This window comes from Stenotrophomonas sp. KH_029 (assembly GCF_057839765.1).
Window position 1 is genome coordinate 3295592 of record NZ_CM174498.1, and the last position, 21372, is coordinate 3316963.

The 21372-nt window shown below is 66.4% G+C and carries 20 protein-coding genes, 1 tRNA gene and 1 pseudogene; 9 read left to right on the plus strand and 13 right to left on the minus strand.

Annotation, left to right across the window (positions count from 1 at the left end; genetic code table 11):
* Positions 1 to 193: 193 nt before the first annotated feature.
* Positions 194 to 1807 (plus strand): sensor histidine kinase, encoded by a 1614-nt coding sequence (locus AC3ITM_RS14790; RefSeq protein ID WP_228887392.1) that lies wholly within the window; start codon positions 194 to 196, stop codon positions 1805 to 1807.
* 64 nt (positions 1808 to 1871) lie between these two features.
* Complete coding sequence (locus tag AC3ITM_RS14795) at positions 1872 to 3251, plus strand: sigma-54-dependent transcriptional regulator (protein ID WP_489266047.1); 1380 nt, start codon at positions 1872 to 1874, stop codon at positions 3249 to 3251.
* A 276-nt stretch (positions 3252 to 3527) separates the two neighbouring features.
* Here the strand turns inward: AC3ITM_RS14795 and pilB are convergent, their stop codons facing one another.
* The 3 genes from pilB to AC3ITM_RS14810 form a co-directional block, all read right to left on the minus strand.
* A complete protein-coding gene (pilB, locus tag AC3ITM_RS14800) occupies positions 3528 to 5255 on the minus strand; it encodes a type IV-A pilus assembly ATPase PilB (RefSeq protein ID WP_489266049.1) in 1728 nt (575 codons plus the stop codon).
* Between the two features lie 53 nt (positions 5256 to 5308).
* Positions 5309 to 5716 carry a pilin gene (locus tag AC3ITM_RS14805; RefSeq protein ID WP_489266050.1) on the minus strand — a complete coding sequence of 136 codons (408 nt, stop codon included), beginning with the start codon at positions 5714 to 5716 and terminating at the stop codon, positions 5309 to 5311.
* 116 nt (positions 5717 to 5832) lie between these two features.
* Positions 5833 to 6246, minus strand: a complete 414-nt coding sequence (locus AC3ITM_RS14810) for a pilin (protein ID WP_489266051.1) — start codon at positions 6244 to 6246, stop codon at positions 5833 to 5835.
* Between the two features lie 357 nt (positions 6247 to 6603).
* Here AC3ITM_RS14810 and AC3ITM_RS14815 point away from each other — a divergent pair, with 357 nt between their 5' ends.
* The 3 genes from AC3ITM_RS14815 to coaE are packed head-to-tail and all read left to right on the plus strand — an operon-like array spanning position 6604 to position 9361.
* Positions 6604 to 7863, plus strand: a complete 1260-nt coding sequence (locus AC3ITM_RS14815; RefSeq protein WP_489266053.1) for a type II secretion system F family protein — start codon at positions 6604 to 6606, stop codon at positions 7861 to 7863.
* Between the two features lie 6 nt (positions 7864 to 7869).
* The gene (locus tag AC3ITM_RS14820; RefSeq protein WP_489266055.1) at positions 7870 to 8733 is read left to right on the plus strand and encodes a prepilin peptidase; all 864 of its coding nucleotides are present in this window, start codon (positions 7870 to 7872) and stop codon (positions 8731 to 8733) included.
* Positions 8734 to 8743: 10 nt separating this feature from the next.
* Positions 8744 to 9361, plus strand: a complete 618-nt coding sequence (gene coaE / locus AC3ITM_RS14825; RefSeq protein WP_489266057.1) for a dephospho-CoA kinase — start codon at positions 8744 to 8746, stop codon at positions 9359 to 9361.
* A gap of 76 nt (positions 9362 to 9437) precedes the next feature.
* Here coaE and AC3ITM_RS14830 read toward each other — a convergent pair whose 3' ends face one another.
* From AC3ITM_RS14830 to AC3ITM_RS14860, 7 genes and pseudogenes are all read right to left on the minus strand, one after another.
* On the minus strand, positions 9438 to 10805 hold the full coding sequence (locus AC3ITM_RS14830; protein WP_489266059.1) for a sensor histidine kinase: 1368 nt from the start codon (positions 10803 to 10805) through the stop codon (positions 9438 to 9440).
* Positions 10768 to 11445, minus strand: coding sequence for a response regulator transcription factor (locus AC3ITM_RS14835; protein WP_228887408.1), 678 nt, complete (start codon positions 11443 to 11445; stop codon positions 10768 to 10770). Before AC3ITM_RS14835 ends, AC3ITM_RS14830 begins: the two co-directional genes overlap by 38 nt.
* 145 nt (positions 11446 to 11590) lie before the next feature.
* On the minus strand, positions 11591 to 12061 hold the full coding sequence (locus AC3ITM_RS14840) for a hypothetical protein (RefSeq protein WP_489266061.1): 471 nt from the start codon (positions 12059 to 12061) through the stop codon (positions 11591 to 11593).
* 320 nt (positions 12062 to 12381) lie between these two features.
* Positions 12382 to 13275, minus strand: a complete 894-nt coding sequence (gene rimK, locus AC3ITM_RS14845) for a 30S ribosomal protein S6--L-glutamate ligase (RefSeq protein ID WP_489266062.1) — start codon at positions 13273 to 13275, stop codon at positions 12382 to 12384.
* A gap of 205 nt (positions 13276 to 13480) precedes the next feature.
* Positions 13481 to 13801 (minus strand): annotated as a pseudogene (locus tag AC3ITM_RS14850) (DUF4879 domain-containing protein); the annotation flags it as partial.
* Between the two features lie 15 nt (positions 13802 to 13816).
* Positions 13817 to 14047, minus strand: a complete 231-nt coding sequence (locus AC3ITM_RS14855) for a hypothetical protein (RefSeq protein WP_489266063.1) — start codon at positions 14045 to 14047, stop codon at positions 13817 to 13819.
* Positions 14048 to 14192: 145 nt separating this feature from the next.
* Positions 14193 to 15155 (minus strand): GlxA family transcriptional regulator, encoded by a 963-nt coding sequence (locus tag AC3ITM_RS14860; protein WP_489266064.1) that lies wholly within the window; start codon positions 15153 to 15155, stop codon positions 14193 to 14195.
* A 91-nt stretch (positions 15156 to 15246) separates the two neighbouring features.
* Here AC3ITM_RS14860 and AC3ITM_RS14865 point away from each other — a divergent pair, with 91 nt between their 5' ends.
* Positions 15247 to 15705: a hypothetical protein gene (locus tag AC3ITM_RS14865; protein WP_489266065.1), complete on the plus strand. Its 459-nt coding sequence runs from the start codon at positions 15247 to 15249 to the stop codon at positions 15703 to 15705.
* A gap of 97 nt (positions 15706 to 15802) precedes the next feature.
* On the opposite strand, the gene AC3ITM_RS14870 is transcribed toward AC3ITM_RS14865, so the two are convergent.
* Entirely contained in the window at positions 15803 to 16339 is a 537-nt protein-coding gene (locus tag AC3ITM_RS14870) for a ClbS/DfsB family four-helix bundle protein (RefSeq protein ID WP_489266067.1), read from the minus strand.
* A 189-nt stretch (positions 16340 to 16528) separates the two neighbouring features.
* Between AC3ITM_RS14870 and AC3ITM_RS14875 the strand changes: the two genes are divergently transcribed.
* The gene (locus tag AC3ITM_RS14875; RefSeq protein WP_489266069.1) at positions 16529 to 17734 is read left to right on the plus strand and encodes an acyltransferase family protein; all 1206 of its coding nucleotides are present in this window, start codon (positions 16529 to 16531) and stop codon (positions 17732 to 17734) included.
* A gap of 124 nt (positions 17735 to 17858) precedes the next feature.
* Here the strand turns inward: AC3ITM_RS14875 and AC3ITM_RS14880 are convergent, their stop codons facing one another.
* Positions 17859 to 19229, minus strand: coding sequence for an MFS transporter (locus tag AC3ITM_RS14880; protein WP_489266071.1), 1371 nt, complete (start codon positions 19227 to 19229; stop codon positions 17859 to 17861).
* Between the two features lie 97 nt (positions 19230 to 19326).
* Here AC3ITM_RS14880 and AC3ITM_RS14885 point away from each other — a divergent pair, with 97 nt between their 5' ends.
* Positions 19327 to 20205: a LysR family transcriptional regulator gene (locus tag AC3ITM_RS14885; protein ID WP_489266073.1), complete on the plus strand. Its 879-nt coding sequence runs from the start codon at positions 19327 to 19329 to the stop codon at positions 20203 to 20205.
* Positions 20206 to 20354: 149 nt separating this feature from the next.
* Positions 20355 to 21164 (plus strand): hypothetical protein, encoded by an 810-nt coding sequence (locus tag AC3ITM_RS14890; RefSeq protein WP_489266075.1) that lies wholly within the window; start codon positions 20355 to 20357, stop codon positions 21162 to 21164.
* A gap of 43 nt (positions 21165 to 21207) precedes the next feature.
* Here the strand turns inward: AC3ITM_RS14890 and AC3ITM_RS14895 are convergent.
* Positions 21208 to 21281 (minus strand) — tRNA-Gly (locus tag AC3ITM_RS14895).
* Between the last annotated feature and the right edge of the window lie 91 nt (positions 21282 to 21372).

Below are 21372 nucleotides of genomic sequence, written 5' to 3' on the forward strand. Positions count from 1 at the left end.
TCAGTCAGTTGCAGCCCCCGCGGCGGTGGCACCCGGCCGGCCCTGCAGCGGCACCGCGCAAACCCCGCGCCGGTGCCGGGGGCCCCCGCCGGTGGCATTGCCACCCCGCCCGCTGCCCCGCCGGCATCGGCCGAGCCCCCCATGCACGGCCACACCCTCTACACTGGCCGCATGCCTGAAGGGGAGTTCCGGCGTGTCACCCAGTGCTTCATTGATCGACCGCATCGAATCGATACCGAAGCGGGAGCTGTACTTCTTCGCCCTGTACCGGCTGCTGATTGCCGCGGTGATCGCCGCCCTGCTGTTCAGCCCGTTGAGCATGCTCGTCGGCAGCGCCGACCACCCGCGCCTGGCCGCGGTGGTCAGCGGCGCCTATCTGCTGCTGTCGCTGCTGATGCTGGTGATCGGCCGCAACGAACGCTGGCTGCGCCCGATCGTGGTCGGCGGGGTGGTGGTGGACATCATCGCCGCCACCCTGCTGGCCCATGCGCTGCCCGGCGCCAGTGCCGGGGTGTCGATGTCGCTGCTGTTCAACATCGCCGCCGCGGCCACCCTGCTGCCGCTGTCGATGGGCCTGGGCCTGGCGCTGACCGCCAGCGCCGCCACCGCCGGCGAATACGTCTGGAAGCTGCTGGAAGGCGGCGACCCCACCCGCACCCTGGCCGAACTGGCGATGTTCATCACCAGCTACCTGGCCCTGGCCTTCGTCAGCCACCAGGTCGGCAGCCGCGCGCGGCGCAACCAGCAGCTGGCCAACCAGCGCGGCGACGAGGTCGCCAACCTGTTTGAAATCAACGAACTGATCATCCGCCGCATGCGCACCGGGGTGCTGGTGGTGGACGGCGCCAACCGCATCACCCTGGCCAACGAAGCGGCCTCGACCCTGATCGGCGACGCCGAGGGCAACGGCGGCAGCGGCCGGCTGGAACTGGGCAGTGCCTCCCCGGACCTGAGCCGGCGCCTGCAACGCTGGCGCAATGGCTGGACCAACGAGGAAACCCCGCTGCAGTTGTCGCCGGACCAGCCCGAAGTGCAGCCGCGCTTTGCCCGCCTGCTGGCCGGCAGCGACCTGACCTTGGTGTTCCTGGACGATTCCAGCGTGGTCTCGCGCCGCGCCGAATCGTTGACGCTGTCGGCGATGGGGCGCTTTTCGGCCAGCCTGGCCCACGAGATCCGCAACCCGCTGGCGGCGATCAACTACGCCGCCCAGTTGCTGGAAGAATCCAGCGCGATCGGCGACACCGACCGCCGCCTGCTGCAGATCATCAACCAGCAATGCCAGCGCACCAACGGCATCGTCGAAAGCGTGCTCGGCCTGGCCCGGCGCGAGCGCGCCAACCCGGAAAACCTGGACCTGGCCGCGTTCGTGCGCCGCTTCGTGCTGGAATACAAACAGGGCCTGAGCCTGGAAACCGACAGCGTCGAGCCGATCATCACCGAAACCTCGGTGCATGCACTGATCGACCCGCGCCACCTGCACCAGATCCTGACCGTGCTGGTCCACAACGCACTCAAGTACGGGCGCATCGCCCAGGACCCGGCACGGGTACGCCTGCGCGTGGCGCGCCAGGAACGCGCGGCGGTGATCGATGTGATGGACCGCGGCCCGGGCATTCCCGAAACCGTGGCCAGCCAGCTGTTCCGCCCGTTCTTCACCACCTCCGAGCATGGCACCGGGCTGGGCCTGTATATCGCCCGCGAACTGTGCCGCGCCAACCAGGCCAGCCTGGAATATGTGTCGGTGCCCGCCGGCGGCGCCTGCTTCCGGCTGGTACTGCCCGGCCCGCACACGATGCTGCCGCAATGAGCCTGCCCCTTCCCTCCGTCAAACATTTGTCGGAATCGACCGCCCTCGGCTATCTTCCCACCATATGAACGACAACCGCAGCGCCCTCGTCGTCGACGACGAACGTGACATCCGCGAACTGCTGGTACTGACCCTGGGCCGGATGGGCCTGCGCATCAGTACCGCGGCCAACCTCGCCGAAGCCCGCGAGTTGCTCGCCAGCAACCCGTACGACCTGTGCATCACCGACATGCGCCTGCCCGACGGCAACGGCATCGAGCTGGTCACCGAAATCGCCCAGCACTATCCGCGCACCCCGGTGGCGATGATCACCGCGTTCGGCAGCATGGACCTGGCGGTGGAAGCGCTGAAGGCCGGCGCCTTCGACTTCGTCAGCAAGCCGGTGGACATCGCGGTGCTGCGCGGGCTGGTCAAGCACGCGCTGGAACTCAACAACAGCGACCGCGCCGCGCAGGCGCCACTGCCCACCGAGCAGGCGGCCCGCCTGCTCGGCGACTCACCGGCGATGGACGTGCTGCGCACCACCATCGCCAAGGTCGCGCGCAGCCAGGCGCCGGTCTACATCCTGGGCGAATCGGGGGTGGGCAAGGAACTGGTGGCGCGCACCATCCATGCACAGAGCGCACGCGCGCCCGGCGCCTTCGTGCCGGTCAACTGCGGCGCGATCCCCTCCGAGCTGATGGAAAGCGAGTTCTTCGGCCACAAGAAGGGCAGCTTCAGCGGCGCCCATGCCGACAAGCCCGGCCTGTTCCAGGCCGCGCATGGCGGCACCCTGTTCCTGGACGAAGTGGCCGAACTGCCGCTGCAGATGCAGGTCAAGCTGCTGCGCGCGATCCAGGAAAAATCGATCCGCCCGGTCGGCGCGGCCACCGAAGTGCCGGTCGACGTGCGCATCCTGTCGGCCACCCACAAGGACCTGGGCGAGCTGGTCGAGGACGGCCGCTTCCGCCACGACCTGTACTACCGCATCAATGTGATCGAACTGCGCGTGCCCCCGCTGCGCGAGCGCCGCAGCGACCTGCCGCAGCTGGCCGCCTCGATCCTGGCCAGGCTGGCGCGCACCCACCAGCGTCCCACCCCGCTGCTGGCACCTTCGGCGCTGGACGCCCTGGCCCAGTACCAGTTCCCCGGCAACGTGCGCGAACTGGAGAACATCCTCGAACGCGCCCTGGCCCTGGCCGAGGACGACAGCATCGGCGCGGCCGACCTGCGCCTGCCGCAGCACGGCGGCCACCGCCACGGCAGCGGCGCGGCGCATGAAGAAGCCGTGGTCGACCTGCCTGCCGGCAACGGCGCGCTGCCCACCTACATCGAGCAGATGGAACGCACCGCGATCCAGAAGGCGCTGGAAGAAAACCGCTGGAACAAAACCCGCACCGCCGCCCAGCTGGGCATCACCTTCCGGGCGCTGCGTTACAAGCTGAAGAAGTTGGGGATGGATTGAGGTCGCGCGGACTGCTCCGCTCCACTACGCGCGGTTCACCGGGTGGGCGGCTGCGCCATCTGACCGCGCGCCATGACCGGCATGCGGCTGGCCACCTGAACCACGCGCGCCAACCCCGGTAGAGCCACCCCATGGGTGGCTGCTCTTCGACCCGCAACACGCGCGCGTCTTGCCCCGCAACAGCCAGGCATGGCCTGGCTCTACCCCATGCCGGTTGTTGTCCGCATATGAAAAAGCCCGCGTCTGCGGGCCTCTCCGTGCAACCACATCAACCAGTCAATCCTTGGTGACCCGATTGATCTCGGCCAGGCTGGTAGTACCGGCGGCGGCCTTGACCAGCGCCGACTGGCGCAGGTCGTTGACCCCGGCGCGCTGCGCGGCTTCGGCGATCTGGATGGCGTTGCCGCCGCCCAGCACGATCACCGAGATCTCCTCGCTCATCGGCATCACCTGGTAGATGCCGGTACGGCCCTTGTAGCCCTCGGTGCACTCTTCGCAGCCGACCGGTTCGTACAGCTTGATCCCCGCATCGATCTGGGCCTGGGTGAAGCCCTCGGCCAGCAGCGCATGCGCCGGCAGCTCGATCGGCCGCTTGCAGTTGTTGCACAGCCGCCGCGCCAGCCGCTGGGCGATCACCAGGGTCACCGAGCTGGTGATGTTGAACGGCGCGATACCCATGTTCATCAGGCGCGCGATGGTCTGCGGCGCATCGTTGGTATGCAGCGTGGACAGCACCATATGGCCGGTCTGCGCGGCCTTGATCGCGATCTCGGCCGTTTCCAGGTCGCGGATTTCGCCGACCATGATGATGTCCGGATCCTGGCGCAGGAACGAGCGCAGCGCCGCGGCGAAGGTCATGCCGCGCTTGTTGTTCTGCTGCACCTGGTTGACCCCGGGCAGGCGGATTTCCACCGGGTCTTCGGCGGTGGAGATGTTGCGGGTTTCATCGTTGAGGATGCCCAGCGCGGTGTACAGCGACACCGTCTTGCCCGAGCCGGTGGGGCCGGTCACCAGCACCATGCCGTAGGGCTTGTGGATGGCCTCCAGGAACAGCCGCTGCTGTTCGGGCTCATAGCCGAGCTTGTCGATGCCCAGCTTGGCCGCGCTGCCATCCAGGATACGCAGCACGATCTTCTCGCCGAACAGGGTCGGCAGGGTGCTCACGCGGAAGTCGATCTGGCGGGTCTTGGACAGGTTGAGCTTGATGCGCCCATCCTGCGGCACGCGCTTTTCGGCGATGTCCAGCTGCGACATCACCTTCAGGCGCGCGGCGATGCGCTGGTTGAGCTTGACCGGGGCCTTGGCCACGTTCTTGAGCAGGCCGTCGATGCGGAAGCGCACCCGGTAGTCGTCTTCATAGGGCTCGAAGTGGATGTCCGAGGCACCCTTGCGGATCGCATCGACCAGCACCTTGTTGACGAACTTCACCACCGGGGTGTCATCACCCTTGGCGTCCACGCCGGTATCGCTGCTGCCGCCGTCCTCATCGCCGCTGGACACATCCAGGTTGGCCATGCCCTCGTCATCGCCGCCCAGGCCGCCACTCATGGTGTCGTGCTTGGACTGCCACTGCTCCAGCGTGCGCTTTATCTGATCCTCATCGACCAGGATCGGCTCGACCACCAGGTTGGTGTGGAACTTGATCTCATCCAGCGAATGGGTCGGGTCGCTGGTACCGATGAACAGCTTGCCGCCGCGCTTGAACAGCGGCAGCACATGGTGCTTGCGCAGCAGCTCCTCGCTGACCAGGCTCATCGCATTCTGGCTGCCGTCGAACACCGACACATCCAGCAGCGGCATGCCGAACTCCAGCGCATTGGCTGCGGCCAGCTGCGCGGCGGTGACCAGCTTCTTTTCGGCAAACCACTGCGGCAACGGCTGCTTGGCCGCAGTCGCCTTGGCCATCGCATCCCGCGCGGCGGCCTCGTCCAGCGCCCCGTCCTGGACCAGGCGGCGGGCGATGCCGGTGATCCCGACGAGATTGGCGGTGATGACGGCGTTCATGGGCCGGATCCTTCAGTGCGGACCTGCATTATGGCCAGCATGGGGGCTGGGTACTAGCACCCTGCCGGACGATATTTGGCATCGAAGGCACTACCGTCGCAGGTCCAGCTGCCGTTTGCGTCACGACGAATGATTAGATCTTTGCCACTGACTATTGGTCCCCCAGCCACCTTGCAGGTGACACTTGCGACTCCGTCTGCGGCGAGTTCAGCACTCATCTCGGTGCAGCGTTCAGAGATCTTCAATCCCACATACGCAGCATCGACCAGCCCGACATCGCGACTATCCTGTACCACAGTTTCAATAGTCGTTTTGCCGGGACGGATTTCTGCCAAAGCTGCAGAAAGCTGCGCTCTAGCAACATATTCCTGATACATCGGCATCGCGATCGCTGCCAAGATTGCGATGATCGCAACGACGATCATCAACTCGATCAGCGTGAACCCCGAATTTCTGCGCATCTCCCCCTCCAAAGATTGGATGGCTCCCCGCCATTGCCCACATCACAAGCAGAATCCGTGCCAAAAGAAAGGCCCCGCTCAGCGGGGCCTTTCCAACTACCGGCTGTCAGCCAGTATTACGCACCCGTGCAGCCACTCGGGATGTACTTCTTCTCGGTGATCGACGTAGCGCAGGTCCAGGTACCGTCGGTATCGCGGGTCAAGGTGATGGTCTCATCCTTCACCTTCGGGCTACCGCCCAAGGTGCAAGCGATCGAACCATCCGCCTTGAAGTCAACGTCAACAGCCGTGCAACGGTCCGAAATCTTCAGCCCAATGGCAGCTGCATCGGCCACATCGGCTGCGGACTTGCCTTCGTTGATGGCGACCTCAAACTGGGTCTTGCCGGGGGTGACTTCGGCGAGGCCTGCGGTGACCTGCGACTTGGCAACGTAGTCCTGGTACATCGGCAGTGCGATGGCGGCCAGGATGGCGATGATCGCCACGACGATCATCAGTTCGATGAGGGTAAAGCCCTGCTGCTTCTTCATGCGTACATCCCCTAGAGGTAGGTAGAAAGTGAACACTGGGTCGCGGCCTGGCCGGCGGACCGGCTGAGCTAGGCGAGCGCCCGTGCGGGTGGATCAAAGCAGGTTGCGTGCCAACTTTTCGACAATGCTCCCCAGCATTCCCCGGCGCAATGATGGCAGCAATCCTCGGGATTGGAACCCCCTTCACGGTATTCTGCGACCGACTATGCAATGTGACGTGTTACGTCACCTTTTGACCCGGGCGGTCTGGGCCTGTGGTCACGGTCCAACCGCGTATAGGGATGCCACACCCCCCCGGAACCGGCTACCATGCCGCTCAGATAGCCCGCCTGGGGATGGCGTGGCTGGGGAGCCTGTATGTCTGTGAGCCGTAGCGCAATCAAGAAAGAACCGGTGAACCGCAGCACCACCGAGCTGCAACCGTTTGTCTGGGAGGGGACCGACAAGCGGGGTGTGAAGATGAAGGGCGAGCAGCCCGCCAAAAACGCCAACCTGCTGCGCGCCGAACTGCGCCGCCAGGGCATCACGCCGAACGTGGTCAAGCCCAAGCCCAAGCCGCTGTTCGGCGCGGCCGGCAGCAAGATCGGCGCCAAGGACATCGCCTTCTTCAGCCGCCAGATGGCGACCATGATGAAGTCCGGCGTGCCCATCGTCGGGTCGCTGGACATCATTGCCAGCGGGCACAAGAACCAGCGCATGAAGAAGATGGTCGACACCATCCGCCAGGACATCGAGGGCGGCTCGTCGCTGTACGAGGCGATCAGCCGGCACCCGGTGCAGTTCGACGAGCTGTACCGCAACCTGGTCAAGGCCGGCGAAGGCGCCGGCGTGCTGGAAACCGTGCTGGAAACGGTGGCCAGCTACAAGGAGAACATCGAAGCCCTGAAGGGCAAGATCAAGAAGGCCTTGTTCTACCCGATCATGGTGTTCGTGGTGGCGATGCTGGTCAGCGCCATTCTGCTGGTCTGGGTGGTGCCGCAGTTCGAGGACGTATTCAAGGGCTTCGGTGCCGACCTGCCAGCCTTCACCCAGATGATCGTCAACATGTCCCGCTTCATGGTGTCGTGGTGGTGGCTGATCCTGATCGTACTGATCGGCAGCGTGGTCGGCTTCTTCGCCGCCTACAAACGCTCGCCGTCGATGCAGCACACCATGGACCGCCTGATCCTGAAGGTGCCGGTGATCGGCCAGCTGATGCACAACAGCGCGATCGCCCGTTTCGCCCGCACCACCGCGGTTACCTTCAAGGCCGGCGTGCCGCTGGTGGAGGCGCTGGGAATCGTGGCCGGCGCCACCGGCAACAAGGTCTATGAAGAATCGGTGCTGCGCATGCGCGACGACGTGTCGGTCGGCTACCCGGTCAATATGGCCATGAAGCAGACCAATCTGTTCCCGCACATGGTGATCCAGATGACCGCCATCGGCGAAGAGGCCGGCGCCCTGGACGCGATGCTGTTCAAGGTGGCCGAGTACTACGAACAGGAGGTCAACAACGCCGTGGACGCGTTGAGCAGCCTGCTGGAACCGATTGTGATGGTGGTTATTGGTACCATCGTCGGTGGCATGGTGATCGGCATGTACCTGCCCATCTTCAAGCTCGCCTCGGTGGTTGGATAACAGACAATGGCATTTCTCGACCAGCATCCCGGCCTCGGCTACCCGGCCGCAGCCTGCCTGGGGCTGCTGCTGGGCAGTTTCCTCAATGTGGTGATCCTGCGCCTGCCCAAGCGGCTGGACTGGCAGTGGAAGCGCGACGCGCGCGAAGTGCTGGAAGAGCCGGACATCTACGAGCCACCACCACCGGGCATCGTGGTGGAGCCCTCGCACTGCCCGCACTGCAAGCACAAGCTGTCCTGGTACGAGAACATCCCGCTGTTCAGCTGGTTGGCGCTGCGCGGCAAGTGCCGGCATTGCCATGCCCCGATCTCGGTCCAGTACCCGCTGGTGGAACTGGTGACCGCCCTGCTGGTGCTGGCCAGCGTGTGGCAGTTCGGTTTTGGCTGGCAGGGCTTCGGCGCGATCGTGCTGAGCTGTTTCCTGGTTGCCCTGTCCGGGATCGACCTGCGCACCCAGCTGCTGCCCGACCAGCTGACCCTGCCCCTGATGTGGCTGGGCCTGATCGCGGCCAGCGACAACCTGTACATGCCGGCCAAGCCGGCATTGCTGGGTGCCCTGGCCGGCTATCTGTCGCTGTGGTCGGTGTGGTGGCTGTTCAAGCAGATCACCGGCAAGGAAGGCATGGGCCACGGCGATTTCAAGCTGCTGGCTGCATTGGGCGCCTGGTGCGGGCTCAAGGGGATTCTGCCGATCATCCTGCTGTCTTCGGTCATCGGCGCCCTGCTCGGCTCGGCCTGGCTGTATGCGCGCGGCTGCGACCGCGTCACCCCGATTCCGTTCGGCCCCTACCTGGCGATCGCCGGCTGGATCGTGTTCATGTGGGGCGAGCAGCTGATCAACGCCTACCTGGGCTTCGCCGGGCTGCGCTGAGGGCCGGCCGGTGAGCGACTGCATCATCGGCCTGACCGGCGGCATCGCCGCCGGCAAGAGCGAACTGAGCCGCCGCTTCGAGGCCCTGGGCGTCATCGTGGCCGATGCCGACATCGCCGCGCGCGCCGTGGTCGCGCCCGGCAGCGAGGGCCTGGCCCGGATCGCGGCGCGGTTCGGGCCGGGCATCCTGCTCGCCGACGGCCAGCTCGACCGTGCCGCCCTGCGCCAGCGCATCTTCGCCTCGGCGCAGGAGCGCCAGGCACTGGAAGCCATCACCCACCCGGCCATCCGCCAGTTGCTGCGGCAGACCTGCGAGCAGGCCGACGGGCCGTATGCGATCGCGGCGATTCCGCTGCTGGCCGAGGCCGGCGGCCGCCACCAGCACTACCCGTGGCTGGACCGCGTGCTGGTGGTGGATGTGCCGGTGGCGGTACAGCATGCACGGCTGATGCAGCGCGACGGCATCACCGCCGAACTGGCCGACCGCATGATCGCCGCGCAGGCCAGCCGGGAGGCGCGGCTGGCACTGGCCGATGACGTGGTGGTCAATGACGGCGACCCGGCGCAGTTGCAGGCGCATGTGGAGCGGCTGGACCGATGCTACCGGGAACTGGCCGCCAGGCGCTGACCCCGCGATGGCGCCGGCCCCTGCCCGGCCGCCGCACAGATACCCCGTGAACAGCGACCAGCCCCAGAATCCGACGCTACGCGGCCGGTGAGAAGGTCAGCGTGGCCACCACGCCGCGCTCGACGCCAGGGCGCACGCTGACCTGCCAGCCGTACAGATCGCACAGGCGGCTGACGATCGACAGGCCGATCCCGCCCCCCTGCGAATGGCCAGCATGGGTGCCGCGATAGCCGCGCTGGAACAGCTTGGCCGCATCTTCGGCGCTCAGGCCCGGGCCGCTGTCGACCACATCGACCCGGTTGCCGGTGACCACCACGCGGACCGAGCCTTCCTGCGAATACTTGACTGCATTGCCGATCAGGTTGCCCAACGCCACCGACAGGGCCGATTCGGGGGCGTCGATGACCAGCTCGCGCTCGCCTTCCAGCACCAGTTCCAGCGGCTTGCCGCCCAGCTGCGCGCGGTGCGCATCGAGCAACTGCTCGGCCACCCGGGCCACATTGCTGCTGCCCTGGCCGCGCTCGTTGCGCGACAGCAGCAGCAGCGAGCCGATCAGGTCGGTGCACTGCTGTTCGGCGCGCTGGATGCGCTGCAGGCGCTGCAGCACTTTTTCGTCCAGGCCCGGACGGGCCAGCAACAGCTCGGTGGCGCCACGGATCACCGCCAGCGGCGTGCGCAGCTCGTGGCTGACGTCGGCATTGAATTCACGGTCGCGCTGCACCACTTCGGTCAGCCGCGAGGAATAGTCGTCCAGGGCCTGGGCCAGCTGGCCGACCTCGTCGTCGGGGAAACGCGGCGCCAGCGGCGCCGGCTCGCTGGTGCCACCGCGGTAGGCGCGCAGGCGTGCGGCCAGGTCCGAGACCGGCTTCATCACCTTGGACGCCGACCACCAGCCAAGCACCAGCGACAGCAGGCTGAACACCAGTACGGAAATCAGCAGCGCGCGATTGAGCTGGGCCTCGCCGCGGATGCTTTCGGTGGTGTCGTAGGCCAGGAAGAACCAGGCATCGGGCGTCTTGCGCACGGCCAGCTTGTAGGAATACGGCTGGCCACGCTCATCCACGCCACTGAGGCTGTGGTTGCCGTTGCCGAACTCGTACCAGTCCGGCTCTTCCTCGCGCAACGCGTCGAACTTGTCCGGCCGCACCAGGCGTGCGCGCATCTGCTGCACCGGCAGGTCGGGACTGCGGGTGGGATCGAGCGCGTAGCGATGCGCGTACTCGTCGATGTTGCGGTTGAGCACGTCCTCGACCAGCTGGTTCTCCACGCGCATGCGTGCCCAGTTGGTCGCGAACGCGAACAGCGTGGTCAGGCAGAAGCCCAACAGCACGAACGACACGATGATGCGGCTGCGCAGCCGGCGCCGGTAAGGCCCGCGCCGGCGCTCCCCCTTGGCACTCACCGGATCAGGCTTCCGGCGCGGCGATGCGGTATCCGATGCCATGGCGGGTCTGGATCAACGGTATCTCGAACGGCTTGTCCACTACCGCACGCAGGCCGTGGATGTGCACGCGCAGCGAATCCGAATCGGGCAGTTCCTCGCCCCATACGCGGGTTTCCAGCTCCTGCCGGGTAACCACCGCCGGGGCGGCTTCCATCAGTGCCTGCAGGATCTTCAGCGCGGTCGGGTTGAGCTGCAGCAGCTTGCCCTGGCGGCGTACTTCCAGCGTGTCCAGGTTGTACTCCAGGTCGCCGGTTTCCAGCACCCGGGTCTGCACGCCCTTGCCGCGGCGCGACAGCGCGTTCAGGCGCACTTCCACTTCCTGCAGCGCGAACGGCTTGATCAGGTAGTCGTCGGCGCCGGAATCGAAACCGGCCAGCTTGTTGTCCAGCGAATCGCGTGCGGTCAGCATCAGCACCGGGGTCTGCTTGCGCGCTTCATTGCGCAGCTTGCGGCAGACTTCAATGCCGTCCATGCCGGGCAGATTGAGGTCCAGCACGATCGCATCGAACTCGTGCACGACCGCCAGGTGCAGGCCGGTCACGCCGTCGGCGGCGAAGTCCACGGTATGCCCGCGGTCTTCGAGGTAGTCGCCCAGGTTGGCGGCGATGTCGCTGTTGTCTTCAATTACAAGAATTCGCACTGTGACCTCTGTTTCATGAGGGATTGCCCCAAACTGCAGCACTGCGGCGGTAAGCCGCAGCGTCTGCTGCCTTGCGCGGCCTGCTGAACAATACAGGCTCCATTCTTAATAGTAGACACCGGTAGGCGCCGCGAGGGCGTCAAGATCAACTGCCCGGCTGGAAATTATTGAGCCGCTGGTGGTCATTCAACAGCGCACGGCCATTGGCTTCGGCCTGGCGGCGCTGGGCCACGGTCATGCACACACTCTGCGCCATGTTGCTGCCGGTGGTGCGTTCGCGGCGGCAGACCATGCGGCTGTCTTCCCTGGCACGGGTCATGATCGTATTCACCACTTCCTGGTCGTTGAACACCTGGGTACGGTCGTGCGCATTGAGTTCGCCGGTCAGGACATGCCCCTCCATCTTCTGCTGGATGCGACCCAACGCCTGCTGCACCCGGCCTTTGTCTTCCAGAGAGATCTCACTGTAAGCCTCGCTGCGCAAGGCCGCTTCCACCCGTTGGACCTGCGCCGCCATCGGCTCATCGGCAGTCATCTTTACTTCCGGCTCTTTCGGCTTGGCACCGGCAGCCCCCACCACCAGCACGGCAAGGGCCAATACAACATAGCTACGCATCTGCAAACTCCCATCCTTCCATGAACGAACGCCAACTGTACGAGGCTGCCGGGGACGGAACAAGGGACTGATGGCATACCGCCCACTGCCCTGAAAGCACCACGGGCCGGCCCTGTCAGGGGCTACCAGCGGTTGCGCGGTGTCAACGATCCGATTAAAACGATCCCGATTAAAAAGGCCCAGGCGGAAGCCGCCTGGGCCTGAAGTGTGTTTCCCGATTACCGATCCTGCTGAGGAGGGCAGAGCTGCGGTTCGTCGAAGCCTACGCCGGGCCCGATTAAAGCCTCGTTAAAACCGCGACCGCCCTCCCCCATTAATATTCAAGTTCTTGAAATTGAAGGCTTTTTCATCGACGCCACATGATCGATGATGCGCCCGGCCAGGTCGGCCTGGCAGATGGCCTCGATCCCTTCCAGGCCGGGAGTGGAGTTGACCTCCAGCACCAGCGGGCCCCGGCTGGAGCGGATCAGGTCGACCCCAGCCACGCTCAGGCCCAGCGCCTTGGCCGAGCGCACCGCCACCTGCTGTTCGGCGCGGCTGGCCTTGGCCGCGCGGGCGCTGCCGCCGGCATGCAGGTTGGAGCGGAAATCGCCGTCGGGGGCCTGGCGCTGCATCGCCCCCACCACCTGGTCGCCCACCACCAGGCAGCGCAGGTCCGCGCCCTGGGCCTCGCCGATGAATTCCTGCATCAGGAAGTTGGCATACAGCCCGCGCAGTGCCTCGACGATGCCGCGCGAGGCGCTGGCCTTCTCGGTCAGGATCACCCCGCGGCCCTGGGTACCTTCGTTGAGCTTCACCACATGCGGCGGCGGCCCCAGCATCGACAGCAGGTCCACGGTGTCGTCGGGGTTGTCACCGAACACGGTGACCGGCATGTCGATGCCCTTGGACGCCAGGATCTGGTGCGCGCGCAATTTGTCGCGCGCACGCAGGATGGCGTCGGAGGGGTTGGGGGTGCGGGCGCCCATCATTTCGAACTGGCGCAGCACCGCAGTGCCGTAACGGGTGACCGAAGCGCCGATGCGCGGGATCACCGCGTCCACCCCGGTGATCGGCCGCCCCTTGTAATGCATGCTGAAACCATCGGCGGCGATGCGCATGTAGCAGCGCAGTGGGTCCAGCACGCGCACGGTATGCCCGCGCGACCGCGCGGCCTCCACCAGCCGACGCGTGGAGTACAGCTTGCTGTTGCGGGAAAGGATGGCCAGTTTCATCGCGGTGCGTGCAGGGGCGGGAAAGCGCGCAGCATAGCCTGCGGCGGGTACGCCGCGATGACGGGGGGCCCGTCTGGCCCGGCCCGCGGCCCGGGTGTTGCCATAGGGCGCGAGGTGACCCGGCAGCGTCTGTCAGCCAGTGCCGGATCGGCCCAGCGGCGACGGTCGCACGGGGTACGCCGTCGCCGCGCGGCGGTGCGACCCTTCAACGGACGTAGATGTCCGTGCTCAAGGTGTTGAACGGCGCGTTGATCGAGGTGTTCTGGTAGTGGAAGTTGCCTTCCTGCGACCCGTCCACCTGGTAGTAGCGGAGCCAGGCAACATAGGTCTGCCCGACGCTGCAGGGGGTGTAATCGCCGCCGTTGAGGCACAACGGCTCGGTCTTGTACTCGGCCGACCGCGGCAGCAGCGCACCGTTCATGCTGGCGCTGGGCGAGCCGCCGTAGCCCACCTCCATGATCACCACGCTCAACTCCGCCCCGCCATGGTCCTGCACGGTCGACAGCTGGCCCGGCGTGGTCATGTACTCCCAGCCGCCGGCCTAGCTGGAACCGACCGCCACCACCACCACCCGCGACAGCGGCGCGGCCGGCGCCCGCGCATTGCCCTGCGCCGCAGGCGCCAGGGCCGGGTCATGCCCGCCACTGATCCGCGTGCCGGCCGGCACCTGCAGTGGTGGCAACGCGCTGCCAGCCAGCACCAGTTCGGCGGCCAGCACCGGGCCCGGCAGGATGGCCAACATCAACACCATGCTCTTCATTCCCATGTTCATCTGCATCTTCCCTGGAAGCAGCCGATTGCTGCGTACCCATGCTGCGGGGAAAATGCCGTCGGTTCTGGCGACCGGGTCAACCTCTGCAGCGCGGCCTGATTGATATTCCGGATCAAACAAGCCGATGCGCAAGAACGTCTCCAATTCAGCCGCGCATCTGGCTTGGCGTGGCATCCAGTTGCCTGCGCAGCAACCGCCGCAACGATGCGGCATCGCCCAGGCCTACCCGCATGGCAACCTCCTCCACCGAAATGCCGTTGCTTTCCAGCAGCACACGGGCCTTGTTCAAGCGCACCAACTGGATCAACCGGTGCGGGCCGTAGCCCAGGCATTGGGTCACTTGCCGGCAGAGCGTACGCGTGGACATGTTTACCAACACCGCCAGGCTACCGACGGACACCGGCGCCGGAATTGTCCGGGCGATGTGCGCGGTAAGTTTGGCAACCAGTTCGTTGTCGGGCGCCATCATCGCCGGGGAAATATAAGGCGACTGCAGGCGTCGCCGCTCCACCAGCAGTGCCTGGCCCACCATCGCGCTCAGCCGCTCGCCGAAACGCTGTCGCAGCAGATGCAGAACCATGTCCACGTGGGCGAGCGCGGCGCCGGCGGTAATGATCGCGCCGTCCATGTGCACCATGCGATCGGGTTCAACACGCGTGCGTGGCGCGGCACGACGCAGCGCACCGGCCAGCCACCAGGTAGTGGTCACGCAGCGCCCCTCCAGCAGCCCGGCCGCGTTGAGCAGAAAGACCGCCGAGCACGACGCGGCAATCGTCCCGCCAGCCCGGGCGTGGTGGCCAAACGCTGCGGCCAGCGGCACCACGTCCTGCTGTTGCAAGCGGGCGTCGAGCTGCCCGGTGTCATCGATGTCCAGGCCGGGCACGATCCAGCAACTGCGTTTTTCGGCTGTCGCAGGCAGTGCATTCACCTGGAGGACCAGACCGCCGGACAACCGCACGCTGCCGGCAGCCAGGCCGCAGACGCGCCAGCGCGGGACAGCGGCGCCGGCCCTGGGCGCGAGCTTTGCGGCCGTGGCCAGCAGATCGAGGGTGAGGGTGACGCTGGAGGCGAACGCGCCCTCAGGGACCACAACGATGAAATCCTGCATTGGCCGATTGTGCGCGATTGATGTCAGATCCGCCACTTTCGGGACACCCCGCTGTGGCCTTCAATGGACGCCCCACTCCGCGAGACAGATCATGCCCACCATCATCATCAAAACCCCGGCCGGGGCACTACGTACGGACCAGCTGCACGACATGCTCAACGCGGTCGACACGGCAGCGGTGGCATGCAGTGGCCTGGGGCCGGAGCCCGGCCAACGCAGGCTTTGCTGGGTCATCGCTGAAGAGGTCCAGGCCGGGCAATGGCTCTGCGGTGGCAGCAGCGACCATTCCCGGGTTGTCCCCTGCTTCGTCCAGATCCTCGCACCGGCAGGCGTACTGGACCACGCCCGCCGCGCCGCCTACGCCGCCGCCATCCACCAGGCGATTGAAACCGCGCTGAAGCTGCCGGAAGGCCAGCGCCTGGTCACTTCGATCATGGTTGCCGACGCCGCCGATGGCACATGGGGGCCCAACGGCCAGTTGTGGCGGCTGCCCCAGTTCGTGGCGGCAGCCGGCTATACGCATCTATTCCCTGCAGCAGCGGGCCAGTAGCTGACCAGCCTGCCCGCGCGAGCAGCGCCGGCCCGGCGGCGACCGCACCAGCCGCCCTGGCCGGGAGGCCGGGGCGGCACGGCAACCGGCACCGGGGTCAGGCCGACGCCGGTGTTGCATGCGCGCTAGCGGGTCTTTCCTTCAACCACCTGCGCAGGCGCCGGCGGGCGTTGGCATACGGCGATGCGGTATTGAGCTGGATCATGCGCCCCATGGTCCACGTGCGGTACCACGCACGCCCATAGAGTTCCTGCTCGGTGCGGGAACGAACAGCCGAGGCGATGCTTTCCTTGGCCGTCGCCAGCCGGCCCAGCAGCTCGGGCCAGGGCACATCGGCATGGTCGCGATAGAATTTCTGCGCCAACGGACCCAACTGGTTCCACCCATACCCCTGCTCGGGCAACACGAACGCTGCGCCGGCCGCATCCCGCGCCAACCAGATCAGAACGAGTTCATTCCATCCCAGCAGATAGGCAACCAGGTTGGCAGGGCTCATCCATGTGCCCTTGACGTGCCCTTCCATGCTGCATTCGGCCGCCTGCTCTGCACGCACAGCGCCGAGGTCTTCGCGCAACGCATCGAAGCTTGCATCGATCGCAGCCAATAGTTCCGTCCTGCTCTGGGGAATGGCCATAGGGTCCACCGGGTTCGGTCCGTCGGCAGACAGGGTAAGCGGCGCGACCGCTTTTCGCCCCCCGCGCGCCACCCCATTGGTCCCTCCACAGCCACCACCGGTCACTTTTTCCTGCCACACCGGCCCTGTCGCGTGGCAAGCGGCCGGCGTGGCAAGCACGCTGCACGGCCCTCACCGCAACCTGCCGGCATGACCCGACGACACGATATCGACGCCCTGCGCGTGCTCGCCTTCGCCCTGCTCATCCTCTACCACCTGGGCATGGCCTACGTGGACGGATGGGGGTTCCACCTCAAGAGCGTGCACACCACCGCCGGCCTGCAGTGGCCGATGCGCCTGGTCAACGGCTGGCGCATGTCGCTGCTGTTCCTGATCTCCGGCGTTGCAATCGCCCTGCTCGGGCCGGGCCTGCGCCGCGGCCGCTTCGCGCTGATGCGCAGTTGGCGGTTGCTGCTGCCGCTGCTGTTCGGCATGTTCGTGGTGGTTCCCATCCAACCGTACTGCGAGGCGGTCAGCAATGGGCACGCCGGGCCCGGGTTCTGGTCGTTCCTGCTGCGCTACTGGCAGGTTCGGCCCTGGCCGCAGGGCAGCTTTGCCGGCGCCGCATTCGGCATCACCTGGAACCACCTGTGGTATCTGGCCTATCTGTGGTGCTACAGCATGCTTCTGATCGCAGCCAAGCCGCTGCTCGATGCCGCGCCGATGCGCAGGGCCACCGGGCGCCTGGCCCGGGCGCCGGCCTGGGTGCTGATCGGCCTGCCGGCAGCGGTGCTGCTGCTCTGGTTGGCCTGGCTTGCTCCTACGCATCCGGCCACCAACACCTTGGTCAACGACCGGTACCAGCATGCCAAGTACCTCACCGTGTTCCTGATCGGCTACCTGCTCGGGCGCGAGCCGGCATTCTGGGAGCGCGTGATGCGCCTGCGCTGGACCAGCCTGGTTGCCGTGCTTGCGGCGGTCAGCTGGTATTTCCTGCTGGAAGCACTGGGCGCATGGCTGCCTGCCGACTCGCGCCTGCGCACGTGGCCCGAACCGTTCTGGGAGCTGCAGTCGAAGTTCTGCGAAATGCTCTACCTGTGGGGCATGCTGCTGGCCCTGCTGGGCTGGGCCAGGCGCTACCTGGACCGCCCCTTCCACTGGCTGCCGTACTGCACCGAGGCGGTCTTCCCCTGGTACATCCTGCACCAGAGCCTGTTGATCATCGCGCTGTTCTGGCTCAAACCGCTGCAGTTGGGCCCGGTGTGGGAACCGCTGCTGGTACTGATCGCCACGGTGGCCGGCTGCCTGCTGCTGCACGAATACCTGATCCGCCGCGTGCGCTGGTTGCGTCCCTTGTTCGGGCTGAAGGCGGCCACTGGCGTTCGCCCTTCCCGCCACCGCATCGGCACGGGGTGAAACGCATGCAGGTTCGCGCGCATGTTCGGCCATGGAACGCGCCCCGCGGCGGCCGGTCCATGCGCCTGAACCAACCGTGCCTGCACCAACCACCACGCCCGGGCCGCCGGATCACGCGCGCGCGTCAAGGCGCGGCGCGGCGGGACGGGATGCCGAACCAGCACACCGCACTTGCGCACAGCAGCAGACCGACCGAAATGCCCATCGACACATGCATGCCGCGCATGAACGCCGCCGGCGACGCATCGCCAACGAAGTAGCCGAAAAGGGCAACGCCGAGCATGCCACCCACCTGCCGCGCGCAGTTGAGCACCCCCGAGGCAATCCCGGCGCGCGATGCATCCACCGACGACAGCGTGGCATTGGTCATGGTCGGCACCACCAGCGCAATGCCACTGGCGGCCAGCAGCATCGGCACCACCAGCCACCGGTAGTCGCCGTCGATGCTGACCGGCATCAGCAGCAGGTAGCCCAACGCCGCCAGAGCCAGGCCCAGCACCATCAGCAGGCGTGGGCCGATGCGGGTGATCAGCCGGCCGGCCAGTACATTGACCCCCATCAACACCACGGTCATGGGAAGGAACGCCAGCCCGGTCAGCTGTGCCGACAAGTGCTGCTGCATCTGGAAGAACAGACTGAAAACGAAGATCAACCCGTAGTACGCGAAGTTCACCACCACGCCCGCTGCCGAGGCCACGGCGAAGGTCGGAATCCGGAACAGGGCCAGGGGAAGCATGGGCAAGGCACCGCGGTTTTCGATCCAGACGAAGGCCAGGGCCGCGAGCAGGGCCAGCAGCAGGCCGGCACGCACCAGCCAATGGCCCCAGCCCAACGGGCCGGCTTGGATCAACGCCATGGTCATCGCCGCCAGCCCCACGATGGCAGACGCCTGGCCGCCCCAGTCGAGGCTGCGGCGATGGCTGCCGGCCCGCGGCGCGACATGGCGCAGCGTCAGGTAGAACCCGATCACGCCGATCGGCAGATTGATCAGGAAAATGCTGCGCCACCCCACCTGGCTCACCAGCAACCCGCCCAGGACCGGACCGGCCGCGAGCGCCATCCCGCCAAAGGCGCCCCACCAACCGACCGCGCGATTGCGCCTGGCCTGGTCCGGGTAGGCCTGTTGCAGCATGGCAAGCGAGTTGGGCACCAGCAGCGCCGCGCCGAATCCCTGGGCCAACCGCGCCGCGACCAGCGCCGGCAGGCTGCCGGCCAGCCCGCAACCGACCGAGGCCAGGGTGAACACCGCCAGGCCCAGCAGGAACAGGCGTCGCGCGCCGAAGCGATCGCCCAGCGCGCCGCTGGTCAACAACAGCGCGGCAAACACCAGCGTGTAGGCGTTGACCACCCATTGCAGGCCGGCCACATCGGTGGCCAGTTCGTCGCGCATGGCCTCCAGCGCCACGTTGACCACGCTGATGTCCAGCAGAACGACCACGAAGCCCAGCGCGGCGGCGACCAACGTGCCGCGCGCCGAAGGAGAGTTGAAAGCCATGGAAGGGTCCAGGGAAACGATGACGGCCCATGCTAGGCTGCGGTTGTACCGGCGAAAATTCCCAGAAACCGCAGCTCATACTTGCGAAAACGCACAGATGTTCGATTGGGAAAACATGCGTCATTTCCTCGCGGTGGCACGTGCCGGCACCTTGTCCGGCGCAGCCCGGGCGCTGCAGGTGGACCATGCCACCGTCAGCCGCCGCCTGGCCGCGCTGGAAGCAGAGCTTGAGGTCGCACTGGTCGACCGCCTGCCGCGCGCCTGCCGGCTCACCGCGATGGGTGAGCAGCTCCATGCGCAGGCAAAGGCAATGGAGACGGCCGCCTTCACGGCCGCGCGCCTGGCCCGCGCGCGCCAGGACCCGATGCACGGCCGGGTCACCCTCAGTGCGCCTCCGGTCCTGGTCACCCACCTGCTGGCAGGCAGGCTGGCGGAGTTCCGCGACGCCTATCCTGGCATTCAACTGTCCGTGTCAGCGCAGGCCCAGCAGGTCTCGCTCAGCCGCCGCGAGGCCGACGTGGCACTGCGGCTGGTGCGCCCGAAGGAAGCCAGCAGCGTGGTCCGCAAGCTCGGCCGGATGCCCTTCGCGCTGTACGCAAGCCCGGCGTACCTGGCAAGCCACCGTGCCGACGACTGGACCTTCATTGCCTACGACACGCAGTTTGCCGACATGCCGCAGCAGCAATGGCTGCTGGATCTGGCCGGCACGCGCGCGGTGGGCTGTGAACTGAGCGACATCAGCAGCCAGTTGGGTGCGGCACGGGCCGGCGCCGGCGTCGCCGGCCTGCCGTGCTTTCTGGGCGACCACGACCCCGGATTGACCCGGTTGGCAAACGACGGGGCGATGTTCTCGCGCGAGATCTGGCTGGTAGTGCATCGCGACCTGCGCCATTCCGCCGCCGTACGCGCGGTCATGGACTTTGTGGCCAAGACCGTCGCAGATCGACCGGAGCTTGCCTGGGAAGCGTCGGCCTGATCGGTTCCAACGCCCCCTCAACCCTTGCAGTACAGTCTTCAATATTCCGGATCAGGAACGCCAGCAGTGCCTGAGAAAGCCGAACAATGGCGATGATGACCAGCGCAACACATCCGCCACCTGGGCCAGCGACATCCCGGAGAACAACGATGTCCAATAAGACCGTGCTTGTCTGGAGCCTGCTTTTTGCAATCGGCACACTCTGCGGCTGCGTCGACAGGACCGATGACCTCGCAGCATCGCAACCAGCAAATGCAACCCAACCCTCCCGCCCCGACCTGCCAGACAGTGCACCGCCTCAGGCCGCCAGCGGCAGCGCGCTGCAGGCGCAGAATTCGCCACACTTCGCCGACCGCGCGAAGATCAAGGCAGCCCCCTCCTGGAATGCGCGCCTTGCCGAACTCAGCGACTCCGACCGCGACTATATGAAGCGCGTTGACGATCGCTATCTTGGGATCCTTCAGTTCCGGGATGCGGATGAGCAGCGCCGGCTGATCGCACAGGGCTATCCGATGCCGGAGGAATGGCTTGCCGCCCGGGACCTGTCCGATGAAGATCTCGCCGCAATGGCCGACGCTGGTGATGTCAACGCAAAGCTGTTCCTCGCCGACAGAATCAGCGAGCGGCTTGCGCCGATTCAAGCCTCGCGCCGCCCGGATGTGGAGCCCGCCCTGCCGGAGAATGACATCATCACCGGCTTCGCCAGATCCAACACGGCAGCCCTGCAGGCACTCAGAGCCTCGGACAGTCCTTTCGCTGCCTATGTATACGGACGCACGCTTTCGGCTGGCACTTGGGGGGGGGGGGCACCTCCGGAGCCGGTGGCCGCGGGGGTCGCATTGGCCAGAGATCGCGGCGATGACAGGGCATCAAGCATCCTGGCAGCTTTCGAACGCGCGCATCCGGGCATGGACCCGGCCTATATCCGGTCGGTATACGCCGGCGCCGCAAAAAGGTAGAGGGGCACGCTGGAGAGGTCTTCCGCGTGCTATCGGCGGAGACTGGAGCGGGTGAAGGGAATCGAACCCTCGTCAGTAGCTTGGGAAGCTACAGCTCTACCATTGAGCTACACCCGCGTCGTGCCGGGCAAGTTTATGCGGCGCGGCGGTCAAAAGGCAACGGGCGGCACCTGGCCGCCCGTTGCATCAGGCTTTCGCCTGCCGTGCG